Source organism: Tardiphaga sp. 839_C3_N1_4 (genome assembly GCF_051811045.1).
Classification (GTDB): Bacteria; Pseudomonadota; Alphaproteobacteria; order Rhizobiales; family Xanthobacteraceae; genus Tardiphaga.
Genome location: NZ_JBPWQD010000001.1, coordinates 966,741 through 985,849 on the forward strand (window position 1 = coordinate 966,741; position 19,109 = coordinate 985,849).

18 protein-coding genes are annotated in these 19,109 nt (G+C 62.5%); 12 read left to right on the top strand and 6 right to left on the bottom strand.

Annotated features, from left to right (window positions below):
• Positions 1–10 precede the first annotated feature (10 nt).
• On the bottom strand, positions 11–613 hold the full coding sequence (locus AB8A38_RS04965; RefSeq protein WP_315842058.1) for a DNA-3-methyladenine glycosylase: 603 nt from the start codon (positions 611–613) through the stop codon (positions 11–13).
• A gap of 100 nt (positions 614–713) precedes the next feature.
• Between AB8A38_RS04965 and lipA the strand changes: the two genes are divergently transcribed.
• Together lipA and AB8A38_RS04975 are read left to right on the top strand one after the other, a co-directional pair.
• Complete coding sequence (lipA, locus tag AB8A38_RS04970; protein WP_093758556.1) at positions 714–1,673, top strand: lipoyl synthase; 960 nt, start codon at positions 714–716, stop codon at positions 1,671–1,673.
• A gap of 10 nt (positions 1,674–1,683) precedes the next feature.
• Positions 1,684–2,169 carry a type II toxin-antitoxin system RatA family toxin gene (locus AB8A38_RS04975; protein ID WP_439085166.1) on the top strand — a complete coding sequence of 162 codons (486 nt, stop codon included), beginning with the start codon at positions 1,684–1,686 and terminating at the stop codon, positions 2,167–2,169.
• Here AB8A38_RS04975 and AB8A38_RS04980 read toward each other — a convergent pair.
• Together AB8A38_RS04980 and AB8A38_RS04985 are read right to left on the bottom strand one after the other, a co-directional pair.
• Entirely contained in the window at positions 2,159–2,782 is a 624-nt protein-coding gene (locus AB8A38_RS04980) for a CinA family protein (protein ID WP_315842056.1), read from the bottom strand. The two genes, AB8A38_RS04975 and AB8A38_RS04980, sit on opposite strands and share 11 nt — an antisense overlap.
• 1 nt (position 2,783) lies before the next feature.
• Positions 2,784–3,980, bottom strand: a complete 1,197-nt coding sequence (locus AB8A38_RS04985) for a bifunctional 2-C-methyl-D-erythritol 4-phosphate cytidylyltransferase/2-C-methyl-D-erythritol 2,4-cyclodiphosphate synthase (RefSeq protein ID WP_439085167.1) — start codon at positions 3,978–3,980, stop codon at positions 2,784–2,786.
• Positions 3,981–4,212: 232 nt separating this feature from the next.
• Here AB8A38_RS04985 and dusB point away from each other — a divergent pair, with 232 nt between their 5' ends.
• The 8 genes from dusB (at position 4,213) to hflX (ending at position 14,502) form a co-directional block, all read left to right on the top strand.
• Entirely contained in the window at positions 4,213–5,247 is a 1,035-nt protein-coding gene (dusB, locus tag AB8A38_RS04990; protein ID WP_439085169.1) for a tRNA dihydrouridine synthase DusB, read from the top strand.
• Entirely contained in the window at positions 5,244–6,422 is a 1,179-nt protein-coding gene (locus AB8A38_RS04995; protein WP_439085170.1) for a two-component system sensor histidine kinase NtrB, read from the top strand. Before dusB ends, AB8A38_RS04995 begins: the two co-directional genes overlap by 4 nt.
• A 14-nt stretch (positions 6,423–6,436) precedes the next feature.
• On the top strand, positions 6,437–7,879 hold the full coding sequence (ntrC, locus tag AB8A38_RS05000; RefSeq protein WP_315842053.1) for a nitrogen regulation protein NR(I): 1,443 nt from the start codon (positions 6,437–6,439) through the stop codon (positions 7,877–7,879).
• Between the two features lie 192 nt (positions 7,880–8,071).
• The gene (locus AB8A38_RS05005) at positions 8,072–10,357 is read left to right on the top strand and encodes a sensor histidine kinase NtrY-like (protein WP_089264304.1); all 2,286 of its coding nucleotides are present in this window, start codon (positions 8,072–8,074) and stop codon (positions 10,355–10,357) included.
• A 32-nt stretch (positions 10,358–10,389) separates the two neighbouring features.
• A complete protein-coding gene (ntrX, locus tag AB8A38_RS05010) occupies positions 10,390–11,760 on the top strand; it encodes a nitrogen assimilation response regulator NtrX (protein ID WP_089264305.1) in 1,371 nt (456 codons plus the stop codon).
• Between the two features lie 45 nt (positions 11,761–11,805).
• Positions 11,806–12,663, top strand: coding sequence for a D-amino-acid transaminase (locus AB8A38_RS05015; RefSeq protein WP_439085171.1), 858 nt, complete (start codon positions 11,806–11,808; stop codon positions 12,661–12,663).
• A 187-nt stretch (positions 12,664–12,850) separates the two neighbouring features.
• Positions 12,851–13,096 (top strand): RNA chaperone Hfq, encoded by a 246-nt coding sequence (gene hfq, locus AB8A38_RS05020; RefSeq protein ID WP_068731834.1) that lies wholly within the window; start codon positions 12,851–12,853, stop codon positions 13,094–13,096.
• A 23-nt stretch (positions 13,097–13,119) separates the two neighbouring features.
• Positions 13,120–14,502 carry a GTPase HflX gene (hflX, locus tag AB8A38_RS05025; protein ID WP_315842051.1) on the top strand — a complete coding sequence of 461 codons (1,383 nt, stop codon included), beginning with the start codon at positions 13,120–13,122 and terminating at the stop codon, positions 14,500–14,502.
• 3 nt (positions 14,503–14,505) lie between these two features.
• On the opposite strand, the gene mazG is transcribed toward hflX, so the two are convergent.
• Positions 14,506–15,321 carry a nucleoside triphosphate pyrophosphohydrolase gene (mazG, locus tag AB8A38_RS05030; protein WP_439085173.1) on the bottom strand — a complete coding sequence of 272 codons (816 nt, stop codon included), beginning with the start codon at positions 15,319–15,321 and terminating at the stop codon, positions 14,506–14,508.
• Positions 15,322–15,440: 119 nt separating this feature from the next.
• Here mazG and queC point away from each other — a divergent pair, with 119 nt between their 5' ends.
• Entirely contained in the window at positions 15,441–16,157 is a 717-nt protein-coding gene (gene queC, locus AB8A38_RS05035) for a 7-cyano-7-deazaguanine synthase QueC (RefSeq protein ID WP_439085174.1), read from the top strand.
• On the opposite strand, the gene AB8A38_RS05040 is transcribed toward queC, so the two are convergent.
• Together AB8A38_RS05040 and AB8A38_RS05045 are read right to left on the bottom strand one after the other, a co-directional pair.
• The gene (locus tag AB8A38_RS05040; RefSeq protein ID WP_439085175.1) at positions 16,154–17,053 is read right to left on the bottom strand and encodes a dihydrodipicolinate synthase family protein; all 900 of its coding nucleotides are present in this window, start codon (positions 17,051–17,053) and stop codon (positions 16,154–16,156) included. The genes queC and AB8A38_RS05040 overlap by 4 nt on opposite strands.
• 213 nt (positions 17,054–17,266) lie before the next feature.
• The gene (locus AB8A38_RS05045; RefSeq protein WP_315842047.1) at positions 17,267–18,031 is read right to left on the bottom strand and encodes an SDR family NAD(P)-dependent oxidoreductase; all 765 of its coding nucleotides are present in this window, start codon (positions 18,029–18,031) and stop codon (positions 17,267–17,269) included.
• Positions 18,032–18,335: 304 nt separating this feature from the next.
• Between AB8A38_RS05045 and AB8A38_RS05050 the strand changes: the two genes are divergently transcribed.
• Positions 18,336–19,100 carry a FadR/GntR family transcriptional regulator gene (locus AB8A38_RS05050; RefSeq protein ID WP_439085177.1) on the top strand — a complete coding sequence of 255 codons (765 nt, stop codon included), beginning with the start codon at positions 18,336–18,338 and terminating at the stop codon, positions 19,098–19,100.
• Positions 19,101–19,109: the final 9 nt, after the last annotated feature.

Genomic DNA, 19,109 nt, shown 5'->3' on the forward strand with positions numbered 1-19,109 from the left:
GGCGTTATAGCTACCTCGCAAACGGCTTGCTGAGATAACGCGAGCCTCTCACCCCATAGCGCCACGGCAGCTCGACTGCCTTGGTGATGCCGATGCGGATGCCGGCGACGATGTCCGGCACTTCGGTGCGGGCATGAATCGCAATCGGCGGCTTGTCCAAAGCCAGCCCGTTATGCGCGATACTGATGCCGAGCGCTTGGCAGACCTTGCCGGGTCCCGAGCACAGCATGCGCTCATCCTGCAGCCCGCGCCGCAGCTGCATCTCGCCAATCCCGAAGGTCGGCTGCAGTGCCCGGATCAGCACCGCGCTGGCCGATCCCTCGGCCTCGCAGACGAAGTTCACGCACCAGTGGATGCCGTAGGAGCGGTAGACATAGGCAAAGCCGGGCGGCCCGAACATGATCTGGTTGCGCGGCGTCTGCCCGTTGAAGGAATGGGCCGCGGGCTCGGTGTGATGATAGGCCTCGACCTCGACGATCTCGCCGCCGATGCCATCCACCAGAAGCGTCGCACCAATCAGTTCGGGGGCCACATCGTGCACGCTCCGCGCGAAAAAGCTGCGTTTGAGTGCCTTGCCGAGCTTTTGGGGGATTTGGTGAGGTTTTGGAGCCATTCTGCCTGCTATGTTACGATGCAGGGCCGGGCAAGGCGAGGGCGGGTTGCAGGATAGGGCCCGGCGGATTACCTAAGGCTTCACTCAGAACGGACAGTTCATGGTCGTCGTCCTCGATACCGTTTCCACCACACCGCTCCGCCCGCGTCACCCTGAAAAAGTGAATCGCCCGGATTCGTTCTCGCCGCCGAAGCCGGATTGGATCCGGGTCCGTGCGCCGACCAGCCGTGGCTATGGCGACACCCGCAAGATCGTCAAGGAGAACGGCCTCGTTACCGTGTGCGAGGAAGCTGGCTGCCCGAATATCGGCGAGTGCTGGCAGAAGAAGCACGCCACCTTCATGATCATGGGTGACACCTGCACCCGCGCCTGTGCGTTCTGTAACGTCAAAACCGGCATGCCTAACGCGCTCGACGGCATGGAGCCCGAGCATGTGGCCGAAGCCGTGCGCAAGCTCGGCCTGCATCACGTGGTCATCACCTCGGTGGACCGCGACGATCTCGCCGATGGCGGCGCCGAACATTTTGCGCAGACGATTCGCGCCATTCGCGCGGCATGTCCCACGACCACCATCGAAATCCTGACGCCTGACTTCCTGCGCAAGCCGGGCGCCCTCGAAGTCGTCGTCGCGGCGAAGCCCGACGTGTTTAACCACAATCTCGAAACCGTGCCGTCGCGCTATCTGACAGTGCGACCGGGCGCGCGCTATTTCCATTCGCTGCGCCTGCTGCAGAAGGTCAAGGAACTCGACCCGACCATCTTCACCAAATCCGGCATCATGGTCGGCCTCGGCGAGGAGCGCCACGAGGTGCTGCAGGTGATGGACGACATGCGTTCCGCCGATATCGACTTCCTCACGATCGGCCAGTATCTGCAGCCGACGCGCAAGCATCACGTGGTGTCGCGCTACGTCACGCCGGATGAATTCGCGGGCTATGAGAAGGTCGCCTACACCAAGGGCTTCCTGATGGTGTCGGCGAGCCCGCTGACGCGCTCGTCGCATCATGCCGGCGAGGATTTTGCCAAGCTGCAGGCTGCGCGCGCCGCTCTCGCGCGCTGAGAACGCGACAATGCCGAGATTTGCCAACAAGCGCCGCGTGCGTCACAGCGCCTCCCAGATGTTCGATCTGGTCGCTGATGTCGAGCGCTATCCGGAATTCGTACCGCTGTGCAAGTCGCTGAAGATTCGCCAGCGTACGCCGCAGGAGAATGGCACCGAGGTCATCGTTGCCGACATGACTGTGTCGTTCAAGCTGGTGCAGGAATCCTTCACCAGCCGCGTGACGCTGGATCGGCCGAACCTGAAGATCATGGTCGAATATCTGCGCGGTCCGTTCAGCAATCTCGAAAACCGCTGGACCTTCGAGCCGAAGGCAGATGACGGGGAATGCGACGTCGGCTTCTTCATCAATTACGAGTTCAAGAGCCGCATGCTGGCGATGCTGATGGGAACGATGTTCGATGCTGCATTCCAGCGCTTTGCCGTAGCCTTCGAGAAGCGCGCGGACGAAGTTTATCGCAGCCCGCGCGTCTCGAGCGTTCCGTCTACTTCTTAGTCGTCGGCTTTTTTAGCGGCGCGGTCGGCCTGCGTCGTTTGACGGCGGTCCGTCGCGGCGAACGCGCCACGCGCGGGCGCGCCAGACTCGCTGCTTCGCGCTTCTTGGCCGGCGGCTGTGGCCCACGAGCCAATTCCATCAGCATCCGCAGAGCTTCAAGCACGGAACGCTGACGCACCGCGCTACGGCCGATGGCGCCGAACCGGCATTCCTTGTTGACGATGCGGCCGTCACGCGCCGCTACGGCAAAATGCACGAGGCCGACCGGCTTGCCCGGCGTTGCACCTCCGGGGCCAGCGATTCCCGTGATCGAGACCGCGAGATCGACATCCGCTTCTTCGAGCGCGCCGACCGCCATCTGGATCGCCGTCTCCTTGCTGACCGCACCAAAGCTGTCGAGCGTCGCCGTCTTGACGCCGAGCATCGCGTGTTTGGCGGCATTGGAATAGGTGACGAAGCCGCGATCGATCACGTCGGACGAGCCGGGAATTTCGGTCAGTGCGCCAGCGACAAGGCCGCCGGTGCAGGACTCGGCGGTCGCGATCGTCAGCTTGCGGCTGCGGCAGAGATCGAGCAGCGCGCGGGAGAGGGCTCGTGCGTCGCTCGCTGCCATGTCAGTCCATCCAGGGAAGGCGAATGGTAGCAGCCGCAGTCGCGGCGATACCTTCTTCACGGCCGGTGAAGCCGAGACGTTCGCTGGTGGTCGCCTTCACCGCGACGCGCGATAGCGCCACGCCGGAGATCTCGCTGATCTTCTCGCGCATCGCATCGCGCAGCGGGCCGATTTTGGGCCGCTCGCAGATCAGCGTCACTTCGAGATTGGCGATACGGCCACCGCGTGCGGTGACGCGATCGACGGCGTATTTCAGGAATTTGTCAGACGCCGCGCCCTTCCACTGGGGATCGCTCGGCGGGAAGTGCGAACCGATATCACCATCAGCCAGCGCGCCCAGGATCGCATCTACCAATGCATGCAGGCCGACGTCGCCATCGGAATGCGCGAGAAAGCCCCGCGTATGCGGGACGCGGACGCCGCAGATCATCAGATGATCGCCGTCGCCGAAGGCGTGCACGTCATAGCCCGTGCCCATACGGATATCGCCGAGCGAGGCGGCGAGACGCGCTTCTTCGCGAATGAAATCTTCGGGAGTCGTGAGCTTCATATTTGCAAGATCGCCTTCAAAGGTTGCCACGGTCAATCCCGCCCATTCGGCGAGCGCGGCATCATCGGTGAAATCATCGCGGCCTTCCTTTGCAGCACGACGATGCGCTTCAAGGATGACATCAAAACGAAATGCCTGTGGCGTTTGCGCGCTGCGCAAGCGTGCACGGTCCGGCGTCGCTTCCACGTGTCCGGCCTCGTTGACCTGTTTGATCGTATCGGTAACGGCGACGCCGGGCACCGCAGCGCCAGTGATCTGTGCCGCGGCGATCGCGCGCTCGATCAAAGCAGGGGTCACGAACGGGCGGGCTGCATCGTGAATCAGCACGATGTCCGGCGCGTGATCTGCCAGTGCTTCCAGTCCGGCATGCACCGACGCCTGACGCGTCGCACCGCCATTGGCAGGAACATGATACCTCAGATCGCTGACCGCCTCGTTGAAGATCGCGATGTCGTCGGGATTTGTAATCGGCTGGACCGCAAAGACCTGGGGATGGTTGCAGAACGGCTCCATAGCCCGCGAGATAACGCTGCGGCCTCCGATCATGCGATATTGCTTCGGTCCACCGGCGCCAGCGCGGAGGCCGCGGCCGGCGGCAACGATAATGGCGGCTGTCTTCAAACCGGCAGGATTAGGTGATTTTGTCATCAGGGTCAGGTGATTAAGGGGTAAGCGGTGATCGCACAGCCCTTAGCACGGCCGCGGGCAAAAACAGTATGATTACATTCTCGTGGCTGCATAAGAGTGCATTGCTGCACTGCACTTGCAAAATGAGCGCATCTGTCTAATGTGTAGGCATGACGGTTGACTGCACAACAAATGTGCGCATTATGCGCCCTATGCCCGCAATGCAGCGGACGAGACAACGACGAGCAGGTCTGTGACCACCCCGGACTCAGTATACAGCAAGCCGTTACAAATCGGTGGCATCGAGATCGCCAACCGGGTCGTTCTGGCGCCGATGTCGGGTATCACCGATGCGCCGTTCCGGCGGCTCACCGCCGAACTCGGGGCCGGCCTCGTCGTGTCAGAAATGACCGCCAGCGATGATCTCGTCAATGGTCGTCCCATGTCGGTATTGCGCTGCGAAGCGACCGGGATTGGCCCACATGTGGTCCAGCTGGCCGGCTGTGAGACCCACTGGATGACCGAGGGGGCCCGTGTGGCCGAAGCCGCCGGCGCCGACATCATCGATATCAACATGGGCTGCCCGGCGCGGCACGTCACAGGTGGCCAGTCGGGCTCGGCGCTGATGCGCGACCTCGACCACGCATTGAAGCTGATCGAAGCGACCATCGCTGCCGTGAAAGTGCCTGTGACTCTCAAAATGCGACTGGGCTGGGACGATCGCACGCTGAATGCGCCCGAGCTTGCGAAGCGCGCGGAAGAGGCGGGTGTGCAGCTCATCACCGTGCACGGCCGCACCCGTTGCCAGTTCTACAAGGGCGAAGCCGACTGGAGCGCTGTGCGCCCGGTGAAGGACGCGGTGAGCATCCCAGTGATCGTCAATGGTGACATCACCTCCTACGACAAGGCGGTGAGTGCGCTGAAGATGTCCGGCGCCGATGCCGTGATGATGGGGCGGGGCGCGCAGGGCATGCCGTGGCTGCCCGGCCAGATTGGCCGACGTCTTGAAACCGGCATCGCGGAAGCCGTGCCGTCGCTGCAGCAGCAGCTCGCTTATATCTGCGCCCTCTACGACGATGTGGTCCGTCACTACGGCCTGCGCATCGGCCTGCGCCACGCGCGCAAACATCTCGGCTGGGCGCTCGATGCGGCCGCGGCTACGAGCTGCGCGCCGGCTGAGACCCTGAAGACCTGGCGACAGAAGATCCTTACATCCGAAGATCCCTCCGGTGTGCAGCGATCTCTGAATGACGCTTTTGATGATTTCGCATGGAGTGCTGCCGCATGAACGCCGCAGAGCACCGTCGCCCTGTCCCGACCGACAGTGAGGCCATTCTCAACGCACTACCGAATCCGGTGATCCTGATCGCGCCCGACGGCAAGATCGTCGACGCCAATATGGCTGCAGAATCCTTTTTCGAGATTTCTACGCAGTTCCTGCGCAGGCAGTCTCTGAAAGAGTTGGTGCCATTCGGCAGCCCGCTGCTGGCGCTGATCGATCAGGTTCGCGCCGCCGGTTCGCCGGTGAACGAATACAAGGTGGATCTGGGCACGCCCCGCATCGGCGGCGACCGTCAGGTCGATCTGCATGTCGCGCCGCTCACAGAGCGTCCCGGACATATTGTGGTGATGCTGCAGGAGCGCACCATCGCCGACAAGATGGATCGGCAGCTCACCCATCGCAGCGCGGCCCGGTCGGTGATCGCACTGGCGGCCATGCTGGCGCATGAGATCAAGAATCCGCTATCGGGCATTCGTGGCGCCGCGCAGTTGCTGGAACAGTCCGCATCCTCCGAAGACCGCATGCTGACGCGGCTGATCATGGACGAGGCCGATCGTATCGTGACGCTGGTCGATCGGATGGAAGTGTTCGGCGATGATCGTCCGGTAGCACGTGGTCCGGTCAATATTCACTCTGTTTTGGATCACGTGAAGCGCCTCGCGCAGTCCGGTTTCGCCCGCAACATCCGCTTCATCGAGGATTACGACCCGTCGTTGCCGCCGGTTCTGGCCAATCAGGATCAGCTCATTCAGGTGTTCCTGAATCTCGTGAAGAACGCGGCGGAAGCCATCGTCGATCTCGGCTCCGATGGCGAGATCCAGCTCACCACCGCGTTCCGGCCGGGCGTGCGCCTGTCAGTGCCAGGCAAGAAATCGCGCGTCTCGCTGCCGCTGGAATTCTGCGTCAAGGACAACGGACCCGGCGTTCCCGAAGATCTGCTGCCCAACCTGTTCGATCCCTTCGTCACCACCAAGCCGACCGGAAGCGGCCTGGGTCTTGCATTGGTTGCAAAGATTGTCGGCGATCACGGTGGGATCATCGAATGTGAATCTCAGCCACGAAAGACGACGTTTCGCGTGCTGTTGCCGATGTTCAACCCCGCCAAGAAATTGGACGACAAGACCCTTGATCCGAGCAGCGCCGATGCCTCCGCGGCCTCGACGCACACCTCACAGACGTAAGACGAGGACTAACGATGGCTGCAGGTAGCATTCTGGTTGCGGACGATGATACGGCGATCCGCACCGTCCTCAATCAGGCGCTATCGCGCGCCGGATATGAGGTTCGCCTGACCGGGAACGCAGCCACGTTGTGGCGTTGGGTCAGCCAGGGCGAGGGGGACCTTGTGATCACCGACGTGGTGATGCCCGACGAGAACGCGTTCGATCTGCTGCCGCGTATCAAGAAGATGCGCCCCAATCTGCCAGTTATCGTGATGAGCGCGCAGAACACCTTCATGACCGCGATCCGCGCATCGGAACGCGGTGCGTATGAGTATCTGCCGAAGCCGTTCGATCTGAAGGAACTGATCGCGATTGTCGGCCGCGCTTTGGCGGAGCCGAAGGAGCGTGTCGCCAGCCACGCCGATGACGGTGAGTTCGACTCGATCCCGCTGGTCGGCCGCTCGCCGGCGATGCAGGAAATCTACCGCGTCCTCGCCCGCCTGATGCAGACCGATCTGACGGTGATGATCTCCGGCGAGTCCGGCACCGGCAAGGAACTGGTGGCCCGCGCGCTGCACGACTACGGCAAGCGCCGCAACGGCCCGTTCGTTGCGGTCAACATGGCGGCGATCCCGCGCGATCTTATCGAATCCGAATTGTTCGGCCATGAGCGCGGCGCCTTCACCGGCGCCAATGCCCGCGCCACCGGCCGCTTCGAGCAGGCCGAAGGGGGCACTCTGTTTCTGGACGAAATCGGTGACATGCCGATGGAAGCCCAGACACGTTTGTTGCGCGTGCTGCAGCAGGGCGAATACACGACCGTTGGCGGCCGCACGCCGATCAAGACCGACGTGCGGATCGTCGCCGCCTCCAACAAGGATCTGCGTATCCTGATCCAGCAGGGCCTGTTCCGCGAAGATCTGTTCTTCCGCCTCAACGTCGTGCCGCTGCGTCTGCCGCCGCTGCGCGAGCGCATCGAGGATCTGCCCGATCTGATCCGCCACTTCTTCGCACTCGCGGAGAAGGATGGCCTGCCGCCGAAGAAGCTCGACGCCTTGGCGCTCGAGCGCATGAAGCAGCATCGCTGGCCTGGCAACGTCCGCGAACTGGAAAACCTCGCACGCCGCCTAGCAGCGCTATATCCGCAGGACGTCATCACCGGTTCGGTGATCGACGGCGAACTGGCGCCGCCCGCTGTGGCCTCGGGTGGTAGCGCGCCGACCGGCGTGGATAATCTCGGTGGGGCCGTCGAGGTCTATCTGTCCTCGCACTTCTCTGGCTTCCCGAACGGCGTGCCGCCGCCGGGTCTCTATCACCGCATTCTCCGCGAGATCGAGGTACCGCTGCTGACCGCAGCACTGGCCGCGACCCGAGGCAACCAGATCCGCGCTGCGGATCTGCTCGGCCTCAACCGCAACACCCTGCGGAAGAAGATTCGCGACCTCGACATTCAGGTCTATCGAACCGGCGGCTGATCTCGGCGGTGAGATCGAGCAATTCCAGGGTTTGAGACGCAAAAACAAACGAAAACGCAGGGTATGCGTTTTCGTTGGCTAGTCTGTGCCGTGGATTTGTCGTAATTGGGCAACATTGTTGTATGATTGCATCAGTGCGGTCCGGGCTGTCTCCGGCAGCCGCACGGCGTCCACGCTCACCACATTGTCGGAATGACCAGCGCAGACACGTCGGCTACAGCCTATGAACCGTCGATGGCGGAGCCGCGCAGGTGGACCCTGCGACGGCTGTTCGTGCCATTGGCCGTCGGCCTGGCACTCCTGTCGTCATGCCTGACCTTCCTCGTCCTGAACGGCCTTACGCCAATCGCGCCGACCCATCAGGTCGTCGTCACCTTCCTTCTGATCAATGCCGCCAGCGTCCTCCTGCTGGTCCTGATCATTGCGCGGGAGATCTGGAAGGTTGTCCAGGCGCGTCGCAGGGGCAGGGCGGCGGCCCGGCTGCATGTGCAGATCGTCAGCCTGTTCTCGGTGATTGCGGTGCTGCCGGCGGTGCTGGTCTCGATCGTCGCCAATGTGACCCTCGACCGCGGCCTCGACCGGCTGTTCTCCGGCCCAACCAAGGCGGTCATCAACAATTCGCTCGTGATTGCCAGTGCCTATCTGCACGAGCACGGCCAGTTGATTGGCGGTGATATCCTCGGCATGGCCGACGATCTCGCGCGCATCCAGCCGCTTTTCTATCAGGACCGCGGTACGTTCCGTTCGTTGATGCTGGCAAATGCAACCGCGCGGAATCTGCCGGGCGCCATGTTGATCGACAAGGATCGCAACGTCATCGAACCTGACCAGCCCGGCATCAAACAGGAATTCTCGCCGCCGCCGGCAGACTTCCTCGTCAATGTCAGCGCATCCGAGCCGGCCATCGCTGTGATCCCCGAGGGAAACTACGTCGCCGCCGTGATCCGATTGCGAGCGTTCGACAATATGTTCCTCTATGTCGCCCGCAAGCTCGATCCGCGCGTGGTCGCGCAGATGAACCAGAGCCAGGCGGGTGCGGCCGAATATGCCGAACTGGAATCGCGCAGACTCGGCATTCAGGTCGCCTTCGCGCTGATGTTCACCGTGATCGCACTGACGGTGCTGATGTCCGCCGTGCTGATCGGGCTGAATTTCGCCAACTGGCTGGTGGCGCCGATCCGCCGCCTGATGGGCGCTGCGAACATGGTTTCGACCGGTGATCTTCATGTCCAGGTGCCGGTGATCCAGTCGGAGGGCGATCTCGCCCATCTCGGCGAGACTTTCAACAAGATGACGCAGGAGCTGCGTACCCAGCGTGACGAACTGGTCAGCGCCAGCGACGTCATCGACAGCCGCCGCCGTTTCATCGAGGCGGTGTTATCATCGGCCAGCGCCGGCATCATCGGCGTCGACGGCTCGAACATGATCGGCATTCTCAACCGCTCGGCCGAGAAGCTTGTCGGACATTCGGAGTCCGAGACGCTGGGCCATCCGCTGCACGAGATCATTCCCGAGCTCGACGAATTGATGCAGACCGCACGCGAGGGATCGCAGCGGCTGGTGCAAGGACAGGTGACGATCACCCGCGACGGGCAGGAGCGCAATCTGTCGGTGCGCGTCAGCGCCGAACAGACCAGCCAGTCGCGCGACAGCTACATCATCACCCTCGACGACATCACCGAACTCGTCTCGGCACAGCGCACCTCGGCCTGGGCCGATGTGGCGCGCCGCATCGCGCATGAGATCAAAAATCCGCTGACGCCGATCCAGCTCTCTGCCGAGCGCATCAAGCGCAAGTTCGGCAAGGTGATCGTCGACGACAAGGCGATCTTCGAACAATGCACCGATACCATCGTCCGGCAGGTCGATGACATCCGGCGCATGGTCGACGAATTTTCGCGCTTTGCGCGCATGCCCAAACCCGTGATCGAGGGTGAGGATGTCGCCGACACTGTGCGTCAGGCCGTATTCCTGATGCGGGTCGGTCACCCCGACCTCGACATCTCCGCCGAGATCAAGGAAGAGCCGATGCGCGCGCGGTTCGACCGCCGGCTGATCTCGCAGGCGCTCACCAATATCATCAAGAATGCGACAGAGGCGATCGAGGCCGTGCCGCCAGAGGAACTTGGCAAAGGTCGTATTGACGTCACAGCGTCGCGCGAGAACGACATGATCTTGATCGACGTGATCGACAACGGCATCGGTCTGCCGACCGTCAACAGGTCGCGTTTGCTCGAACCCTATGTCACGACTCGCGAGAAGGGCACTGGCCTCGGCCTCGCGATCGTCGGCAAGGTGCTCGAGGATCATGGTGGAGGCATCGAACTTGGTGACGCATCGAGCGTTCGTCCAGGACAGCGCGGTGCCTGGATGCGACTGCGGTTTTCTATCTCCGGTCAGAAGGCTGACGCGGACAAGAGTGAACCAGAAGCCCCACCTGATGACGAACCGAAGATCAAAACTGCTACCGGCAACTGACAAGAATAAACGTGACCAGGATATTTTGACCCATGGCAAATGACATTCTGATCGTCGACGACGAAGCCGATATTCGCGATCTTGTTGCGGGCATTCTGGACGATGAGGGCTTCACCACCCGCACCGCACGAGACAGCGATTCCGCGCTCGCGGAAATCGCCAATCGCCGCCCCAACATGGTGTTTCTCGACATCTGGCTGCAGGGCAGCAAGCTCGACGGCCTGCAATTGCTCGAGCAGGTCAAACGCGACAATCCCGAATTGCCTGTGGTGATGATCTCAGGCCACGGCAATATCGAAACCGCGGTCGCGGCGATCAAGCGCGGCGCCTACGACTTCATCGAAAAGCCGTTCAAGGCTGACCGGCTGATCCTTGTCGCGACGCGCGCGCTGGAAACCTCGCGGCTGAAACGCGAGGTCAAGGAACTGAAGCAACTCGCGCCGGTCGCCAATTCGCTGACGGGGCGCTCGGCCGCCATGAACCAGCTGCGCCAGACCATCGATCGCGCCGCCAAGGCCAATAGCCGTATTCTCATCGTCGGCCCGTCGGGCGCCGGCAAGGAGCTCGCCGCGCGTACGCTGCACACGGCCTCTGCTCGCTCCACGGGGCCGTTCGTCGTCATCAACGCCGCAGCGATTACGCCGGAGCGCATGGAAGTCGAACTGTTCGGCATCGAACAGTCCAATGGCGAACAGGCGCGCAAGGCTGGAGCCCTGGAAGAGGCTCATGGCGGCACGCTATTCATCGATGAGATCGGCGATCTGCCCCGCGAGACCCAGAACAAGATCCTGCGCGTGCTGGTCGATCAGACTTTCATGCGGGCAGGGGGCACCACCAAGGTCAATGTCGACGTCCGCATCATTTCGTCGACGGCGCGCAATCTCGAAGAGGAAATCGCTGAAGGTCGTTTCCGTGAGGATCTCTATCATCGCCTCTCGGTAGTGCCGATCCGCGTGCCGCCGCTGTCCGAGCATCGCGAGGATATTCCGGAGCTCATCGAATATTTCATGGAGCAGATCTCCATCGCGACGGGCCTGCCGAAGCGGCAGATCGGCGAGGATGCCATGGCCGTCCTGCAGTCCCATGTCTGGCCGGGCAATATCCGCCAGCTTCGCAACAACGTCGAACGCGTCATGATCCTGGCCGGCGGCGGGCCGGAAGTGATCATCACCGCCGACATGCTGCCCCAGGACGTCGGCTCCATGGTGCCGTCGATGCCCACCAGCAACAATGGCGAGCACATCATGGGCCTGCCGCTGCGCGAAGCCCGCGAAGTGTTCGAACGCGATTATCTGATTGCGCAGATCAGCCGTTTTTCGGGTAATATCTCGCGCACCGCTGAATTCGTCGGCATGGAGCGCTCCGCTTTGCACCGCAAGCTCAAAGCGCTCGGTGTCGGCTAAATCACTCATCTCACCTCAAGCTTCAACTCAAGCCTCGGAACGAACATGTCGCGCATCGCCTATGTGAATGGTCAATACGTCAACCTGCGCGATGCCGCCGTGAACGTCGAGGACCGCGGCTATCAATTCGCTGATGGCATTTACGAGGTCTGCGAGATCATCGGCGGCAAGATGGTCGACTTTCCCCGCCATATTGCGCGCATGCAGAGATCATTGCGGGAGCTGCGCATCGCCGAGGCCATGTCGCTGACATCGCTCAAGGTGGTGATGCAGGAAGTCATTCGCCGCAATCGCATCAATTACGGCATTGTCTATCTGCAGATCAGCCGCGGCGTCGCCCATCGCGATCATGGATTTCCGTCGCCGGATGTGAAGCCCAGCGTGGTCGTGACGGCGAAATCGCTCAACTTCGCCAAGAACCAGGCGACTGCTGCCAAGGGCGTGAAGGTCATCACCATGGCCGAGAATCGCTGGCCGCGCGTTGACATCAAGACTGTCGGCCTGCTGCCCAACGTGTTGGCGCGACAGGAAGCCCGCGACAAGGGCGCCTATGAAGCCTGGTATGTCGACGCCAACGGTTTCGTCACCGAGGGGGCGTCGTGCAACGCCTGGATCGTCACCAAGGACGGCAAGGTGGTGACGCGCACGGCCGTATCAGGCATTCTCGCAGGCATCACCCGCGCCGTACTGATCGAGGTCCTGGCCTCGATGCAGCTCAAGCTGGAAGAGCGGAACTTCACACCGGCAGAGGCTTATGACGCCGCGGAAGCCTTCGTCTCGTCGGCGAGTCAGATCGTGATGCCGGTCATCAATATCGATGGCAAACCGATCGGTGACGGCAAGCCTGGTGGTATCGCGACGCGCCTGAGGCAGGAATTCCATAAATTCGCAGCAATTTCATAAAATTTGCCGCGCTTTTAGGCACCAATTCCGCGTTCCGGCTTGCCTAAAAAGCGCGCCTGCCGTCTAATCACGTCGTCGCGCTCCCGGAGGGGGATCTCAGGGGAAAGTGCGGCAGCTTGGTAAGGCCCCGGAGAGGGCTGCGCCGGGTTCAAAAAAAGCAACAAAACAGACTGCGGGATTAAAAAAAATGGCGGCAGACCGCGCACAAAATCTACAGGACACCTTCCTCAACCACGTACGCAAGACCAAGACTCCGCTCACGATCTTTCTGGTGAACGGCGTCAAATTGCAGGGCATTGTCACCTGGTTCGATAATTTCTGTCTTCTGCTCCGGCGCGACGGACACTCGCAGCTGGTGTATAAGCATGCGATCTCGACCATCATGCCGGGCGCACCGATTCAGCTTTTTGAGGGTGGCGAGGATCCGGCTTGAGCGAACTCCTGAGAGACGCTTGATTGGAATTTCGTAGCTTCGAAGGCAATGCTGCCGACCGACCCTCGGCCAGCAGCGAATCGACCGGCCGCGTTCTCGTGGTCGGTCCTTATCTGCGCGAACGGCGGGGCGACGCCGACGCGCAAGCCTATTCTCATGTCCGCGATACGGAAGCCCGGCTCGAAGAGGCGGTCGGTCTCGCACGCGCGATCGACCTCACCGTGGTCGAGGCCGTCGCCGCGCCGCTGAGCCAGATCCGCCCGGCCACCTATCTCGGTAAGGGCAAGGTCGAGGAGATCGCCGGCCTGATCGCGGCGAACGAGATTGGCATCGTGGTGATGGACTGCGCGCTGTCGCCAATCCAGCAGCGCAATCTCGAAAAGGAATTGAAGGCCAAGGTGCTCGACCGCACCGGCCTCATCCTCGAAATCTTCGGCCGCCGCGCCAAGACCAAGGAAGGCACGCTGCAGGTCGAGCTCGCGCATCTCAATTATCAGCGCAGCCGTCTCGTCCGCTCATGGACCCATCTGGAGCGCCAGCGCGGCGGCTTCGGCTTCATGGGTGGCCCCGGCGAAACCCAGATCGAGGCGGATCGCCGCATGATCGGCGACCGCATCGCGCGGTTAGAGGCCGACCTCAGGAAAGTGCAGGCGACGCGCCGACTCCACCGCGCCGGTCGCCAGCGCGTGCCGTATCGCGTCGTTGCGCTGGTCGGTTACACCAATGCCGGCAAGTCGACGCTGTTCAACCGCCTGACCCGCGCCGACGTGCAGGCCGAGGACATGCTGTTCGCGACCCTCGATCCGACGCTGCGTGCGCTGACGCTGCCCCATGGCGGCAAGGCGATGCTGTCCGACACCGTGGGCTTCATCTCCAACCTGCCGACGCAGCTCGTCGCTGCGTTTCGCGCGACTCTGGAAGAGGTTCTGGAAGCCGACATCATCCTGCATGTTCGTGACATCTCGCACGAAGACGCGGACGCGCAGCAGAGCGACGTCGACAAGGTCTTGCGCCAGCTCGGCATCGATACCGATGCATCGGCACGCATCCTCGAAGTCTGGAACAAGATCGATCGTTTCTCGCCGGACGAGCGCGAGAACCTCGCCAATATCGCTGCCCGCCGTCCGCCCGAGAAGCCGTGCTTCATGGTCTCGGCGGAAACCGGCGAGGGCATCGATGCGCTGCTCAACGCCATCGAGGAGCGGCTTGCCGCGGCACGCGTGACGCTGGATCTGCAAATCGATGCCGCCGATGGCGCAGGCGTGAGCTGGCTACATCGCAATGCCGAGATTCTCGTGAAGGAGCTTCACGACGGGCATTTCGACATGGTGGTCCGCGTCGATGAGACGAAGCGTGATGTGGTGATCAGCAAATACGGCGCGGTGTTGCATCCCGTGGACTACTGACGGCTACTCCGCGCCCTTGGCCTCGTTCCACAGCGCATCCATTTGTTCGAGCGACGCCTCCTGCAGCGAGCTTCCCTTCGCCGCGAGCGCCCGTTCGATATAGCCGAAGCGCCGTTCGAATTTCGCATTGGTGCCGCGGAGCGCCAGTTCCGGATCGGCCTTCACATGCCGTGCGAGATTGACCAGCGCGAACATCAGATCGCCGGTCTCGGCTGCCACTTCGCTCTGATCGCCGCGATCGAGCGCTGCTTCGATCTCGTCGGCTTCCTCGCGGATTTTCGCCAGCACCGCGCGTGGGTCGTTCCAGTCGAAGCCGACGCTGGAGGCTTTTGTCTGCAGCTCCATGGCCTGGCTCAACGCGGGTTGCCCGGCCTTGACGCTGGCCAGGAATGAGGAGGGCGGCGGAACGTCCACGCCGCGCCGCGCAGCGCGCTCGGCTTTTTCCTCGGCCTTTATGCGGCCCCACGTGCCCTTCACATCGGTCGGTGCGATCTTGCCATCCTTGCCGGGAAACACATGCGGATGCCGGCGGATCATCTTGCGGGTGATCGCCTCCACGACGTCGCCGAACGCGAAGGCGTTCTGCTCTTCGGCCATCCGGGCGTGGAACACCACCTGCAGCAGGAGATCGCCGAGTTCGTCGCAGAGGTCATGGAGATCGTGCCGGACGATGGCATCGGCGACCTCATAGGCTTCCTCGATCGTATAGGGCGCGATACTCGCGAAATCCTGCTCCAGATCCCATGGGCAGCCCGTCACGGGCGTGCGCAACTGGGCCATGATCTCGATCAGGCCGGCGATATCGCGGGAAGGGGTCATAAGGCACCACAGGTCACAGCAGGAGCTTCTGCTATGCCGCAGGATGACGCGATGGCCCAGCGGAAATGCCCGGTTTTGCCTGTCTTTCACACAGGCCTGCAGAGTGCTATCTGCAGCCCATGAGCGACACTTTTCCAGATCAAACCGCGCTGGTGCTGTTTTCCGGCGGCCAGGATTCCGCAACCTGTCTGGCCTGGGCGCTGGCGCGTTTCAGGCGCGTCGAGATGCTCGGCTTCGCTTACGGCCAGCGCCATGCCATCGAGCTCGACAGCCGCGACAAGCTGCTGGCCGGCGTGAGGGCCTTGAATGCCGACTGGGCCGCCAAACTCGGCGACAGCCACACGCTGGATATCCCGACCCTATCAGCCATCTCCGATACCGCGCTGACGCGTGATGTCGCCATTGAGATGGGTGCCGACGGTCTGCCCAACACTTTCGTGCCTGGCCGCAATCTGGTGTTCCTGACTTTCGCGGCCGCGCTGGCCTATCGACGCGGCATCACCCACATCATCGGCGGCATGTGCGAGACCGACTATTCCGGTTATCCCGACTGCCGCGACGACACCATCAAGGCGCTGCAGCAGGCGCTCAATCTCGGCATGGCCAAGAACTTCACGCTGCACACGCCGCTGATGTGGCGCGACAAGGCGGCGACCTGGGCGCTGGCGCATGAGCTTGGCGGGCAGGGCCTCGTCGACCTGATCCGCGAACATTCGCACACCTGCTATCTCGGTGAGCGCGGCGCGTTACACGACTGGGGCTATGGCTGCGGCAAATGCCCGGCCTGCGAACTACGCGCCAAAGGCTGGCGCGCGTTCGCAGCCACGGCTGTCTAGACGGACAGCGACTCGCGCACCTTGGCCGCTTCAGCAGCGCCGAGGCCCGTCAGCGGCGGCCGTACCCGCAGCCAATTGTCATTGTTATCGCGCTTCGCCAGCAGCACCTTCAGCGAGGGAAGCTGCGCATAGCTGGACACCGCATTGCGCGCCGCGACGATGCGCTCCTGCGCAGTCGCAACCTCGGCCGCCTTGGCCGGATCCTTGTAACCATTGAACACCGTGGCGAGCTCGCGGCTCACGAGGTTGGAGGTCGCCGTGATACAGCCGGCGCCGCCCATCGGCAGTAGCTTGAGCATCAGGGGATCGGCGCCAACCAGCACCGAGAAACCCGGGAAGCGATCGACGATGGCGCTCATATTGGCGAACTCGCCCGCGGAATCCTTGATGCCGACTACGATTTCCGGGAAGCGCTTGCGCAACCGATCGATGACGTCGAGCGAGATCGGCACCGCCGACATCTGCGGGATGTGATAGAGCACGACGCGCAGGCGCGGATCGGCGACGCGCTCGATCACAGCCGTATAGGCATCGACGATGCCATCATCGGACACGCCCTTGTAGTAGAACGGCGGCAGCATCACGACAGCGCCGACGCCATTGGCAACCGCGTGTTTCGTGAGCTCGACCGTTTCCATGATCGACGCAACGCCGGTGCCCGGCAGCAGCTTCGACGGCGCGATCCCCGACTTCACCACGGCGTCCAGCAGCGCCATGCGCTCGCGGGACGACAGCGAATTGGCTTCGCCAGTCGTGCCGAGCATGGCGATGCCGGTGCAGCCGTCATCGAGCAGGCGCTGGCAGTGGGAGGTGAACAGGCGCTGATCCACTGACAGGTCGGCATTGAAGGGTGTGGTCGCGGCGCAGTAGACGCCGGTCGGGAAGGGAGCTGTCATCGTTGTGCTCTTTCGGGTGCGTGTTGCAGGAGTTCTTCTAACGAAGCGCTGGTGTTTCCCTCGCCCCGCTTGCGGGGAGAGGGTGGCGCGGACGAAGTCCGCGACGGGTGAGGGGGACTCTCAGCTTCACTCGCAGACTCCCCCTCACCCGAGGCCTTCATGCTTCGCATGCTGGCCTCGACCTCTCCCCGCGAGCGGGGAGAGGTTAGAACCTCACGGCATGATCTGCCCGCCATTCACCTCGATGACCTGGCCGGTAATGTAGCTGCTCATGGTCTCGTCGGCGAGGAACTGATAGGCGCCGACGCAATCCTCCGGCGTGCCGATCCGGCCCAGCGGGATGCCCTGGCGGGCGCCTTCAAGCTGCTCCGCGGTCGAATAGCGCTGGTGGAACGGCGTCATGATCACGCCCGGTGCCACCGCATTGGCGCGCACGTTGAACGGAGCCAGCTCCTTCGCCAGCACACGCGTGATGGTCGAGACAAAACCCTTGGCCGAGCCATAGAGACCGGCGCCGCCGCTGCCGCCATTGCGGGCCGCAACCGACGTCGTGTTGATGATCGAGCCTGAACGCTGCGTCTCCATGATCTTCGCTACCTTGCGGCAGGCGAAAAACACCGAGCCGATATTGAGATCAACCACGTCGTCATACTGTTCGTCGGTGGCATTGGCGATCGAAGTGCGGCCGAACATGGCGCCGGCATTGTTGATCAGCACGTCGATGCGGCCGAGTTTGGCATGGGCCTCCTCGATCACGCGCGCAGCTTCAGCGCGCTCCGACACGTCGCCGCGGAGCAGGTCGGCCGTGCCACCGCTCGCACGGATATTCGCGACCACTTCCTCGGCGCCTTCCGGATTGCCGTTGTAGTGCACGATCAGCCTGGCACCGAGGGCGCCGAATTTCTTCGCCACGGCAGCGCCGATGCCGGAGCTTGCGCCGATGATCACGATAGCCTTGCCGTTCAGTCCGTTGGTCACGCCTGGTCCTTTCCGATTGAGCGAGCGTTCGACCACGATTTCAGCAACCTGACAAGTTGCCAGCGATTGTGCGATGCAGCACGGTATTTGATTAGATCATGCGATTTAACCTCTACATATCAATGCAATAGAACCGCGGTAGCCCATCCGCTCGACATTGACATGTTGACAAGTTTGCCGCCGCCTCTCATGGTCGCCGAAATTTTTGGGCGAGGAAGTGTTTCCATGCGACAGCGCTCCCGAGCGATCGGACTGTCACACGAAACCTCCGCCGCCATCCCTGTAAGCTGCGGTTTGACCGATCATGAAGCCGATTGATCCCTCTGAATTGCCTGAAGTGCCGCGTCCGCGCGGTGCTGCCGCACGCGGTGCCGCCGGTTCGCTCGTCGACAAGGTCTATGGCGAACTCGCGCAGCGCATCGCCAATGGCGACTACGCACCGGACCAGAAGCTGCCCGGCGAGCACGAACTCGCTGATATGTTCGATGTCTCTCGCCCGGTACTGCGCGAAGCCCTTGGCCGATTGCGCGAGGACGGCCTGATCACGTCCCGACAGGGCGCGGGCAGTTTCGTGCAGATGCGTGCGCAGCAACAACCGCTCGGCTTCGCACGGGTCGAGACTATCGCCGATATCCAGCGCTGCTTCGAATTCCGCATCACCATGGAATCCGATGCCGCGCATTTCGCGGCGCGCCGACGCAGCGACGACAATCTCGGCAAGATGGAAGCAGCACTCGGCCTGCTGCGCGAGGCGACGAAGAAGCGCAAGCATCGCGAAGACGCTGACTATGCTTTCCATCTCGCCGTGTCCGAGGCGACCAATAACCACTATTTCGCGACCTCGTTGAACGCTCTCAAGGACCACGTCGCTGTCGGCATGAAGCTGCACGGCCTGTCGCTGATGGGCCCGCGGCCCGGCCTTGAGCAGGTGTTCGAGGAACACAGCAGTATTTTTGAAGCGATCCGTGATCGCGACGCCGAAGCGGCGCGCACGGCCATGCGTCTCCATCTCGAAAGCTCGCGCGATCGCCTGTTCGAAGGCCGATTGCTCGACCTCTCGTTCCGGTGAGGGAGAGTG

Bases quoted from the DNA above. Each gene is read 5' to 3' on its own strand.
- AB8A38_RS04965 (WP_315842058.1), bottom strand. From the start codon at position 613: ATGGCTCCAAAACCTCACCAAATCCCCCAAAAGCTCGGCAAGGCACTC.
- lipA (WP_093758556.1), top strand. From the start codon at position 714: ATGGTCGTCGTCCTCGATACCGTTTCCACCACACCGCTCCGCCCGCGT.
- AB8A38_RS04975 (WP_439085166.1), top strand. From the start codon at position 1,684: ATGCCGAGATTTGCCAACAAGCGCCGCGTGCGTCACAGCGCCTCCCAG.
- AB8A38_RS04980 (WP_315842056.1), bottom strand. From the start codon at position 2,782: ATGGCAGCGAGCGACGCACGAGCCCTCTCCCGCGCGCTGCTCGATCTC.
- AB8A38_RS04985 (WP_439085167.1), bottom strand. From the start codon at position 3,980: ATGACAAAATCACCTAATCCTGCCGGTTTGAAGACAGCCGCCATTATC.
- AB8A38_RS04995 (WP_439085170.1), top strand. From the start codon at position 5,244: ATGAACGCCGCAGAGCACCGTCGCCCTGTCCCGACCGACAGTGAGGCC.
- ntrC (WP_315842053.1), top strand. From the start codon at position 6,437: ATGGCTGCAGGTAGCATTCTGGTTGCGGACGATGATACGGCGATCCGC.
- AB8A38_RS05005 (WP_089264304.1), top strand. From the start codon at position 8,072: ATGACCAGCGCAGACACGTCGGCTACAGCCTATGAACCGTCGATGGCG.
- ntrX (WP_089264305.1), top strand. From the start codon at position 10,390: ATGGCAAATGACATTCTGATCGTCGACGACGAAGCCGATATTCGCGAT.
- AB8A38_RS05015 (WP_439085171.1), top strand. From the start codon at position 11,806: ATGTCGCGCATCGCCTATGTGAATGGTCAATACGTCAACCTGCGCGAT.
- hfq (WP_068731834.1), top strand. From the start codon at position 12,851: ATGGCGGCAGACCGCGCACAAAATCTACAGGACACCTTCCTCAACCAC.
- mazG (WP_439085173.1), bottom strand. From the start codon at position 15,321: ATGACCCCTTCCCGCGATATCGCCGGCCTGATCGAGATCATGGCCCAG.
- queC (WP_439085174.1), top strand. From the start codon at position 15,441: ATGAGCGACACTTTTCCAGATCAAACCGCGCTGGTGCTGTTTTCCGGC.
- AB8A38_RS05040 (WP_439085175.1), bottom strand. From the start codon at position 17,053: ATGACAGCTCCCTTCCCGACCGGCGTCTACTGCGCCGCGACCACACCC.
- AB8A38_RS05050 (WP_439085177.1), top strand. From the start codon at position 18,336: ATGAAGCCGATTGATCCCTCTGAATTGCCTGAAGTGCCGCGTCCGCGC.